Origin of the sequence: uncultured Methanobrevibacter sp. (assembly GCF_937906425.1) — an archaeon.
GTDB lineage: Archaea > Methanobacteriota > Methanobacteria > Methanobacteriales > Methanobacteriaceae > Methanobrevibacter.
Genome location: NZ_CALCYR010000189.1, coordinates 1 through 11,032, shown reverse-complemented (window position 1 = coordinate 11,032; position 11,032 = coordinate 1). Strand labels below are relative to the sequence as shown.

The 11,032-nt window shown below is 30.4% G+C and carries 7 protein-coding genes; 6 read left to right on the top strand and 1 reads right to left on the bottom strand.

Going from position 1 to position 11,032, the window contains the following annotated elements:
• Positions 1-285 precede the first annotated feature (285 nt).
• The gene (locus Q0138_RS05410) at positions 286-1,923 is read right to left on the bottom strand and encodes an Ig-like domain-containing protein (protein ID WP_297981832.1); all 1,638 of its coding nucleotides are present in this window, start codon (positions 1,921-1,923) and stop codon (positions 286-288) included.
• A gap of 1,186 nt (positions 1,924-3,109) precedes the next feature.
• Between Q0138_RS05410 and Q0138_RS05405 the strand changes: the two genes are divergently transcribed.
• The 6 genes from Q0138_RS05405 to moaA all read left to right on the top strand — a co-directional run bounded on the left by Q0138_RS05405 (position 3,110) and on the right by moaA (position 10,895).
• On the top strand, positions 3,110-3,934 hold the full coding sequence (locus tag Q0138_RS05405; protein WP_297981830.1) for a formate/nitrite transporter family protein: 825 nt from the start codon (positions 3,110-3,112) through the stop codon (positions 3,932-3,934).
• A gap of 919 nt (positions 3,935-4,853) precedes the next feature.
• Positions 4,854-6,908 carry a formate dehydrogenase subunit alpha gene (gene fdhF / locus Q0138_RS05400; protein ID WP_297981828.1) on the top strand — a complete coding sequence of 685 codons (2,055 nt, stop codon included), beginning with the start codon at positions 4,854-4,856 and terminating at the stop codon, positions 6,906-6,908.
• Between the two features lie 25 nt (positions 6,909-6,933).
• Complete coding sequence (locus tag Q0138_RS05395; RefSeq protein ID WP_297981825.1) at positions 6,934-8,142, top strand: Coenzyme F420 hydrogenase/dehydrogenase, beta subunit C-terminal domain; 1,209 nt, start codon at positions 6,934-6,936, stop codon at positions 8,140-8,142.
• A gap of 532 nt (positions 8,143-8,674) precedes the next feature.
• Entirely contained in the window at positions 8,675-9,385 is a 711-nt protein-coding gene (gene mobB / locus Q0138_RS05390; RefSeq protein ID WP_297981824.1) for a molybdopterin-guanine dinucleotide biosynthesis protein B, read from the top strand.
• A gap of 196 nt (positions 9,386-9,581) precedes the next feature.
• Positions 9,582-9,770, top strand: a complete 189-nt coding sequence (locus tag Q0138_RS05385; protein ID WP_297981822.1) for a hypothetical protein — start codon at positions 9,582-9,584, stop codon at positions 9,768-9,770.
• Positions 9,771-9,956: 186 nt separating this feature from the next.
• Entirely contained in the window at positions 9,957-10,895 is a 939-nt protein-coding gene (gene moaA / locus Q0138_RS05380) for a GTP 3',8-cyclase MoaA (protein WP_297981820.1), read from the top strand.
• Positions 10,896-11,032 lie beyond the last annotated feature (137 nt).

Below are 11,032 nucleotides of genomic sequence, written 5' to 3'. Positions count from 1 at the left end.
TTTTAAAAGTTCTGAAAATGGCTTGTTTTACTTGTATGAACTTAAATAAAAATAGGCAATCAGTTTTAAAAGTTCTGAAAATGGCTTGTTTTACTTGTATGAACTTAAATAAAAATAGGCAATCAGTTTTAAAAGTTCTGAAAATGGCTTGTTTTACTTGTATGAACTTAAATAAAAATAGAATATTGTTTAAAATTGTCTTAAAAAAATAAAAATAGTAAGTAATAAGTGCATATGCATGGAATATGTTTCTTATTACTTTTTTAAAAATAAATTGCTTTTTAATTACTTGATAACAATTTTTTGAGCTTTGCTGCTAGCTTTGTAGGTTACATCTCCTGCGAATTTAGCAGTGTAGGAAAATGTTCCTTTTTTAGTTAATTTAATAACAATGCTTGCAACTCCCTTGGAGTTGGTTTTAGCTGAAAATGTTTTTCCATTAACTTTTATGCTAACCTTTTTGCTTTTAAGGAGAGTGGAACCGGATTTTAAAGTTACCTTAATGGTTTTTTTAGCAGCCTTTTTAAATGTGTATTTTTTAACTGTTAAAGCGCTGGCAACTTTGGTCAATTTAAGAGTTCCTTTAGAGGTTACGGTTTTGTAAACAGCATCTCCTGCAAATTTAGCTGTGTAAGTGTAAGTTCCGCCTCTAACTAGGCTGATTTTTACACTTGCAACACCCTTTGCATTTGTTGTAGCTGTATATGTTTTGCCATAAACTGTAAATGTAACCTTTCTTCCTTTAACAAGATTTCCATTTTTGTCTTTAAATGTAGCAGTCAATGTTTTTGTAGCAGTTGTTTTGAAGGAATAGTTTTTAACTGTTAAATAACTTGCTTTTTTATTGACAGTTATGGTTCCAACTTCCATTGAAGCAGCATTATAATTGTCATTTCCTGCAAATACTGCATATACGGATCCAGTTTCATTAAATTTCAATGGCAATTTTGCAGTACCGTTTTCATCGGTTGCTATCATAAGCATTCCATCAATACGGTCTCCATATATTGTTACTAATGGACCTACAACTGGATTTCCATCTTCGTCTATTAATTTAATTGGATAATAACTTATATCGTCCACATTTGGATCATATGCCAATGTTGTAATGTTGGCCATTTCAATATGTGTGTCATATTTTATGGTAACATTTGGAAGGATTATGGTGTCACTATCACTTAGATTATAAATAATGTCGCCTATTTTCAATCCTGTTGCTCCATTTAAAGTATTTGCGCTAAGATAAATTCTACCGCTGCTGCCTGCTGTAGGTCTGTCAGTATTGATATTGAGCAATATAACATTGGAAATGTCTGTTTCATTGTTTGCTGCAATGATCTTGCAGTTCTTGATTGTGATTGCTGCAAGGTTAATGTAATTTCTTGAAGTTATGTTTTCACCTGTTGCAATCATAATGTTCTCATTGCCTTTTACAACAAATGTACAACTGTCAAGTTCCACTTCAATAGGACCGTTTTGAGATTTTGGAGTCACCTCAAAGAAATAATCCAGGTTATTCATATTGTGGAATATTCCTCCATGGATTCTGTAAGAAGCATTTAAGACTATTGGATTGTTCATTTCCACAGTATAATTGGTTTTACTGAGATTGACAAGGCCTTCTAGTTCAATAGTGTTATTGCTAACATATTGGTTCATACTTTTCTTTATTTCACTATCATTTGTAATGTCTTGAGTATGAGCCGGTACGATATTGTTTCCTCCAATATCACTTAATGCCTTGCCATCACTATTTTTACTAATTTCATCTGTTATTGAATCTGTAGCACTGTCATCAATTGAAATAGCATCAGTGCTATCGGATATAGCATCATCTATTGCATTATCCTCTGCACTGACTGCAGAAAGGGAAATAGCAACTAATAAAACAAGCAATAAAGATACTATAATTTTATTTTTCATTTTATCCTCCTTTTTAAGAGTAAATTTTTATTAATGAATTAATATCTTAATTATGTAAAAAACTGACTAGTTAAATATGTTTAATGATTTGATTAATGATTTAACGACTTAATTTAAATACATTTAACTGACTGATTTTCATTGCTGATTGTCAGTTTTTTCTTAAAATAGATATTATATGTATATAATTTACAATCGTAGTAATAATTTTATATATTATCATTTAAATATATTATCCTTTTTTTATAGTTTTAAAGCTTTTCTAGGCTTCTTTTTAATTTTTTATTTTGAACTTTTTTTTTAAAAACTTATATTATTTTATTTTATTGGGGATGTTGAAAACCTATTTTAAAAAATTTATTTTAGTTATTTTAATCCGTAATTTTAGAAAATTTTTATAAAAATTTTTAGGATTTCAACAAGGCCATTTATACATATTTTTATTATATCTTAGACATTTTTTTTAATGCCATTATCTAAATTTTTATAATTTTTTTAATTTATCATGATTAATCATTATAGATTTTTTACTAATTTTTTTCATAAAAATTCACTGTTTTTTGATGAAATTTTTTGAAATTTTTCATAAATTTTTTTCGTTTTTTCCCTTTATAGTCATGTCGTATTTTTAACTATTTTAATGTACTTTTTCATGTGTTTTTCGCATTTTTTGATAATTTTTTTGACTGATGTAAGTTAAGTTATCATCGATTTGGAAATTTTTATAAATTTTTTCATAATTTTCAATGATTTTTACGAATTGTAGTATATGTAATATTAGTTTATTGTCCTTATTTTTTACATATCTCCTATTAAATTCTCTTAAAAAAATTTGATATTGATTTGATTTTTAATCAATATGAAATCAATTTTATTTCGTAAATATTTAGGTCAATCAAAATTGTATATTATTCTTGCCATTTTCTTACAAAATTAAACAATTGTATATTTTTTTGATTTTTTATTAAACAAAAATTATTTTTTTTAAAATTATTTTCGTTCTGCATCATTTTTTACTTAGAAATGGTGAACATTTTTCATATATAAGTCTTTTCTTTTGATTTTAATAGCAAAGTCTTTTTATATGAATGATAAATAATTATAATTAATGCTCTCTTATTGAAATTTTTTCATGGGAGTATTGAACTTTTATATGGGATAATTTAAAAAAAGAGGTTGAGATATCATGAGTTCTTTTAAAAGTCCTGCAGATACTGCAAAAGCAGTTGCATCTGCAGCTACCGCAAAAGGTGAAATGCCTATTTTAAAACTTGCTATTTTAGGTTTCTTAGCAGGTGCATATATTGCATTCGGAGGTTTACTTGCAGAAGTAGCAAATACTGGTGCTATTGCTGGTGGAGTTCCTGTAGGTATTTCTAAATTATTATTCGGGGCAGTGTTCCCTGTAGGTTTAATTATGGTAGTTATCTGTGGATCTGAGTTATTCACTGGTGACGTAATGTTTATGACTATGGGTCTTTTAGACGGTAAAACTGATATTGTAGGATTACTCAAAAATTGGGTAGGAAGTTGGGTCTTCAACTTAGTTGGTGCTCTCTTTGTAGCATATGTACTTGCTTACATGACCGGTATTATGGTACCTGAAGCATTTTCCGCAGGTGCAATTACTATTGCTAACACTAAAGCATTAGGTGGAGCTACCTTTATGGCAGCTGGTAAATCTACTGCTTCCTTAACTTGGGTACAATGTTTCCTCAGAGGTATCGGTTGTAACTGGTTAGTATGTTTAGCTGTATACTTAGCTAATGCTGCTGACGATGTAGTAGGTAAATTCTTCGGAATTTGGTTCCCAATTATGGCATTTGTATGTATTGGATTTGAGCACAGTGTTGCAAACATGTTCTTTATACCATTAGGTATATTCTTAGGATCTCCTGTAACCTGGACACAATTCTTCGTCAATAACTTAATTCCTGTAACCTTAGGTAACATTGTCGGTGCTGCTGTATTCGTAGCATGTGCTTACTGGTTCGTATACTTACGTGACTAGATAGTTATAACAGTTATTGATTAAATCGATAAAATTTAACTGGTTATATATAAAAATTTTTTATATGTAATCTTCCAATTTAGATTGTAACTTATTGATATTTTATGAAACCTGAATTTATCAATAAGTTATTAACAATCTTTTATGGTTGAACGCTGTGGATTTTTAAAATCTATGGGATTTTCGTATAAAAATTAAAGGCTTTTAATATTTTTCCTACTAAAAATATTTTAGGATTTTAATATTTTTCCCACTAAAAATATTTTATAAAAGTCGTGTTTTTCCCACAAAATATGATTTTTAAGGATTTTAATATTTTTCCTACTAAAAATATGAAATATGAAGGCTTTTAATATTTTTTGCAAAAAAATATTATAATATCTTATTATTATAAAGATATTTTATATTTACAAATTTACACATGATTTTAATTTAAATAATTTTTAAAATTTTTAATTTTTAGGATTTTAAATTTTAGAAAAAATAGATTTTTAAAATTTTTGATTTAAAAAGATTTTAAACTTTCTGTTTATGAATAAAATCATGTTTTTATTATCATGTTTGTTTTTGCATAAAATCAATATGCTTTGATTATGCATTTTCAGACATCATTAAATCATTAATCCTATTATATTAATGGTTTAAATTCACTTATTCAAGATTATTATTTAAATAATAATGCAATTTGTTATTATTGTCAAATAGCTTTTATTGGATTTCAATAATTGATCACAATTCACAATAAAAGTATACTCATGTATATGAAACACAATTCACAATATAATTTTTGAAAGGATTAAATATGGGATTTAGTTTTTTAAAATTATTAAATTAAATAAACCTAATTTAAGCAATGTTAGGCTTTTTGATAATATGTGAACTTTTAAAAAATCTTAAATTTTATTATGGAGATTATAAAATGGTTGAGATAAAATACGTACCATCTATTTGTCCTTACTGTGGTACTGGATGTGGTATCAACTTTGTGGTCAAAGATGGAAAAATCATAGGTGTCGAACCATGGAAAAGACACCCAGTTAATGAAGGTAAAGTATGTCCAAAAGGTAACTTTGGATACCAATTCATTAATCACCCAGACAGATTAACAACTCCGTTAATCAAAGAAAACGGTGAATTCAGAGAAGCTTCCTGGGATGAAGCTTTAGACTTAGTAGCTAGCACCCTTAAAAAATATGCAGACACTGACCCTAACAAATTAGGTTTCTATGCATGTGCTAGATCCCCTAACGAAAACATTTACATTACCCAAAAATTGGCAAGAGCTGGATGTGGTACCCAAAACGTAGACCACTGTGCACGTATCTGTCACGGTCCTACTGTAGCTGGTCTTGCAACAACCTTCGGTTCAGGTGCAAGTACCAATGGTTACGACAGTATTGAAGAAGCTGACTTCATCTTCTGTATCGGTTCCAACAACATGGAAGCTCACCCATTATTCGGTCGTAAAATTATCAGAGCTATTAAAAACGGTGCAAAATTAGTTGTAGCTGATCCTAGATTCACTCCTACCGCAAAATTAGCTCACGAATACATGCAATTCAAGACAGGTACTGATGTAGCTTTAATGAACGGTATGATTAAAATCATCATTGAAAACGACTTGCAAGATGATGAGTTCATTAAAAACAGAACCAAAGGTTACGAAGAAATGAAAGAGGTTGCAATGAAGTACGACCTTGAAACCGTTGCAAAAATTACTGAAGCTGACCCTGACCAAATTGAACGTGTAGCTTTAGAATATGCTAAAGCAGGAAATGCAGCTATCGTATACTCTTTAGGTATTACAGAACACTCTCACGGTGCAGATAACGTAATGTCCACCGCTAACTTAGCAATGTTAACTGGTAACGTTGGTAAAATTGGTGGAGGAGTAAACCCATTAAGAGGACAAAACAACGTACAAGGTGCTTGTGATATGGGTGCATTACCTTCTGACTATGTAGGTTACCAAAAAGTTGTAAACCCTGAGATTACCAAAAAATTCTCAGACGCTTATCAAATGGACTTGCCAACTACTCCTGGTTTAACTTTAGTTGAAATGATGAATGCTGCTCACTCCGGTGACTTAAAAGTATTATACATCCACGGTGAAGACCCTGTACTCTCAGATGCAGATATTAAGCATACTAAAGAAGCTATTGCAAACTTAGAAATGTTAATCGTTCAAGAATTGTTCTTAACCGATACTGCAGCAGAAGCAGATGTTGTATTGCCTGCAGCAGGTTGGGGTGAACAAGAAGGTACCTTTACCAGTGGTGAAAGAAGAGTTCAATGGTTACGTAAAGCTCAAGAACCACCTGAAGGAACCATGCTCGATTGGAAGATCATGGAAGAAATTGCTGTCAGAATGGGAAGACCAAGAGAATTATTCCACTACGAAAATGCAGCAGAAATCTGGGAAGAAATCAGAGAACTTGCTCCATCCTACTACGGTATTACCCACGAAAGATTACTCAAACCTGAAGGTGTCCACTGGCCATGTCTTGACCCAGAAGATCCTTGTGAACCTTTAATGCACAAAGATAAATTTGCTCACCCAGACGGTTTAGGTGTATTCCAAGCATTAGAACACAGAGGTCCTGTAGAAGTGCCTGATGAAGAATATCCTTTAATCTTAACTACTACCCGTATCTTGTTCCACTATCACGCTGCAATGACCAGAAGATGTGAAACCTTAGATAACGAAGTACCTACTGGATTTATTGAAATCAATACTGAAGATGCAGCAGAAAGAGGCATCATCAACAATGAAATGGTAAGAGCTTACTCTAGAAGAGGAGAAATTGAAATTCCTGCTCGTGTTACTGACGATATTAAGAAAGGTATCGTAAACATTCCTATGCACTTTACTGAATGTGCAGCTAACATGTTAACCAACTCCGATTCTTTCGACCCTAAATGTAAAATGGTTGAATTAAAAGCTTGTGCTATTAATGTGGAAAAAATACAATAGAGGGAATGATTAAGGAGTAGATAATATGGCTGTAAATGTAAATGATATGTTTTATGCTTACTCAGGTAATGAGCAAATTTACGAAAAAGGTGAATACGGTGGTGTAGTAACTACCATTATGAAATACTTACTCGAAGAAGGTATTGTAGATGCTATTGTAGCTGTAGAAGAATCCGCTGATTTATACGACGCAAAACCTATTCTCATAACTGACCCTAAAGATGTAATTAAATCTGCTGGATCCCTTCACTGCGGTACTTTAAACTTAGCAAAATTCGTATCCAAATACCTCGATGGTGCAAGAGATATGAAAATTGCAGTTACTGTAAAACCTTGTGACGCAATGACCTTAAAAGAGTTAATGAGAAAGAGGAAAGTTATTGAAGAAAACGTTATCATGGTCGGTGTAAACTGTGGAGGAACCATGCCTCCTGTACCAACTATGAAAATGATTCGTGATGTTTACGAATTAGACCCTGCTGATGTTATCAAGGAAGAAATTTCTAAAGGTAAACTCATCATGGAAACCGCTGAAGGCGAAAAAGGTTTCAAGATTGATGACTTGGAAGAAGAAGGTATGGGTAGAAGAGAAAACTGTCAAAGATGTATGATGAACATCCCTACCAATGCTGATTTGGCTTTAGGTAACTGGGGAGTTATCGGACCACTTGCAGGAAAGGCTACCTTCGTAGAAGTTTGTTCTGAAAAAGGTGCAGAAGTATTGGAAAAAGTTATTGGTTCCGGTTTAATCGAAACCCAAGAACCAATTCCAAAAGGAATTGAAATCCGTGCTAACATTGACGGAATCATGATTAAACAAGCAATGAAACAAAGAGAAAAAGACTTTGCTGGAACTTCCGGAGACATTTTAGAAGTATTTGCTGAATACAAGGAAGAATTCTCCAGATGTATGAAATGTTACGGTTGCCGTGAAGCATGTCCTCTCTGTTTCTGTGATGACTGTTGTCTTGAAGCTGAAGGTCCTGAATGGGTACCTGGTGGATACACTCCTGCAGCTCCATTCTTCCACTTAACTCGTATGGTGCACATGGTAGATGCATGTACCAACTGTGGTCAATGTTCTGAAGTTTGTCCTTGTGAAATTCCTGTTTCCAAAGTATGGGCTACTGTAAACCAAAAAGTTAGAGATATCTTCGGTTACTACAGTGGTATCGATAATGAGGAACCATTGCCATTCACAGAATTCGGTGCCAAATCTTACAGACAATACTAAAATTAAACTTTCAGTTTAGATTTTGGTTTAAATAGTTTTAATTAAATTATTTTAATTAATCAACTATTTTTACCTTTTTTTATTTTATTTTAATAATTTTAAAGTAAGTCACCTCATTTGATTCATAATTTTATCGCTCGAATCCTTATTTTAAAATTATTTTTTTAAATTTAATTTATTTAAGCTATTTTTGAAATTTTTAAATTATTATATTCGGAATTTTTGCTAATTTTAAGAAACAATTGCATAATATTTTTCATAATTTTGTTTGTATTATTACCAATTAATTTCTAAGTTAAGCGATTTTGTAATTTTATTTATAAGGTAGTTTAAATAAATTAAATTTATAATTGGAATACTTTTAAAAATTTATTAAAATTTAAATTTTTATCAATTATTCTTTTATTTATAGTTCATTTATTGGAGTATATTGGTTTAGAAATTTATTAAAATTTAAATTTTTATTCTTTATTCATTTATTTTTAGTTCATTCATTGGTTTATATTTGTTTAGAAACTTTTTGGTGTTTGGTATGAGAATAATTTCTATTGTAGGTTTAAAAAATACTGGCAAAACTTCCCTTACTGGTAAAATTATAAAAGAATTGGTTAACCGAGATTTTAAAGTGGCAAGCATAAAGCATTCTCATCACCAGATGGAAATGGATCATGTTGGAACCGATACCTACAAGCAAATGGAATCCGGCTCTGATTTTGTAGTGGGAATTGGAGGCAGAACCTACTTTAACATAAATCAAAGAATGGATCTTGAAAGGCTTTTGTTTTTAATAAAGCTTATTGACAATCCTGATTTTGTTGTAATTGAAGGATTCAAGTCCTATCATTATGCCAAAATAGCAACATGTCCTGAAGTTGAAGACGAATATACAATCAAAACAGTAAATTCCTTTGAAATAACAGATGATGAGATTCTTGATTTGGTAGATCTTGTTGAAGAACGGTCCTTTGATATTATAGATACATTGTTTGTAGATGAATGCGGTTATAATGATGCAAAGTTAATTGCTCAAGCATTTGCAAGTGGAAAATTGGATTACAATCCAGAAACCCAGGCAGAAGTTTCATTGGCTATTGATGGTGTAAATATCGGATTGAATAAGTTTGTAAGTGATTACATCAAGCAGGTTGTTTTAGGAATTTTAACTCCACTTAAAACAGATGAATTTGGGGTGGAGGACTACAGTAATATTGACATTACAATAAAGAGTAAAAAAGAAAAATGATTTTTAATGTTGGCATTACAATAAAGAGTAAAAAAGAAAAATGATTTAAACTTTATTTATAAAAAATAAGAATAATAGAATTATTTATCTAAATTTAAATAAGATTATTAATCATTATTAAGTAAAACCCTATTAAGATTATATATTTGCTCAAATAAAAATTAGGTATTTTATAATAAGTTTTAAGGTGATTTTTATGGGAGAAGATAAGGACTTTAAACAATATGTCAGTTTAAGCATTAATGGTATAGACATTGAATTAAATGCTTTTACTGATGAATTTCTTAAAGAAACTATTTTAGGAATGTTAAGAGCTATTAAAACAGACAAATATGGAGTAAAAGAATTTAAAGACATTAAAATAACCGTAGATAATAATGAATAAATTCATTATTTTTCATAATACTTAATATATTTGTTTTAAAAACATTTTTAAGAAAATTTTTTTATTATTAAATCATAATTTTGTTTAAATAAGTTTTGTTTAAAAAAACATTTTTAAAAGATTAATTTATCATAATTTTAATTTTTATTTTTAATTATCCGTTTAAAAAATTAAAGGAGTGATTTCATGGAAGATAAAGTAAGAGACGATTACCAACGACCTATTTTATCCCTTAGGCTTTCAATTACAAATCGTTGTAATGTCAATTGTATTTATTGCCATCATGATGGCATGTTGGATTCCTCTTCTGAAATGACTCCTGATGAAATTTACGAAATCTGCAGAATTGCCAAGAAGATTGGTGTTGAAAAGATCCGTTTGTCCGGAGGAGAGCCTTTGGTAAGAACAGACATTGTAGAAATCGTAGAAAAGGTTAACAGTCTTGGATTTAAAGACATTTCAATAACCTCCAATGGTATATTTTTAGACAAGTATGCACAGGATTTGGTTGATGCAGGTTTAGATAGAATTAACGTCAGTTTAGACACACTTAATCCTGAAACCTATGAAATGGTTGTAGGCAAACCTCTTTTGGAGAAGGTTAAATCCGGAATCCTTAAATCTTGTGAAGTTGGTATGTATCCAGTTAAAATAAACATGGTAATCATGAATAATATTAACAATGATGAAATTTTTGACATGTTTGAATTTACAAAGGAGCATGGTGTAATATTGCAGTTGATTGAGATTATTGAATCTGACAGCTGTGATGACAATGATTTCAACAGCAAATACCATTATAAACTGGATGAGTTTGAAAAGCATTTGGCTGAAATTGCTGATGATATTAAGGTTAGGAAGTTTATGCAGGACCGTAAGAAATATTTCATTGATGGTGGAGAGATTGAGGTTGTTCACCCTGTAGACAATAGTAATTTCTGTAAGAATTGTACAAGACTTAGAATCACTCCTGAAGGAAAGATTAAGCCATGTTTGCTTAGAAATGACAATCTGGTTGATATTGTTGGTTTGATAAGGGACGGTGCTGATGACGAAGTACTTATTGATCAGTTCATTAAGGGAATTCATAATAGAGAACCTTTCTATAAGGAAGATGAGTCTTAATTGAATCTTTTTCTCATTTTTTCTATTTTATCCGATTTATTTTATTTTTATTTTATTCTATTCTATTTCATTCTATTTTTTTATTTTAATTATTTTTTTTATAGTTTTTTTTTAAAGATTTTAATTATTTTTTAGAT

Excerpts from the sequence above, each read along its gene's own strand:
- Q0138_RS05385 (WP_297981822.1), top strand. The coding sequence starts at position 9,582 with ATGGGAGAAGATAAGGACTTTAAACAATATGTCAGTTTAAGCATTAAT.
- mobB (WP_297981824.1), top strand. The coding sequence starts at position 8,675 with ATGAGAATAATTTCTATTGTAGGTTTAAAAAATACTGGCAAAACTTCC.
- moaA (WP_297981820.1), top strand. The coding sequence starts at position 9,957 with ATGGAAGATAAAGTAAGAGACGATTACCAACGACCTATTTTATCCCTT.
- fdhF (WP_297981828.1), top strand. The coding sequence starts at position 4,854 with ATGGTTGAGATAAAATACGTACCATCTATTTGTCCTTACTGTGGTACT.
- Q0138_RS05405 (WP_297981830.1), top strand. The coding sequence starts at position 3,110 with ATGAGTTCTTTTAAAAGTCCTGCAGATACTGCAAAAGCAGTTGCATCT.
- Q0138_RS05410 (WP_297981832.1), bottom strand. The coding sequence starts at position 1,923 with ATGAAAAATAAAATTATAGTATCTTTATTGCTTGTTTTATTAGTTGCT.
- Q0138_RS05395 (WP_297981825.1), top strand. The coding sequence starts at position 6,934 with ATGGCTGTAAATGTAAATGATATGTTTTATGCTTACTCAGGTAATGAG.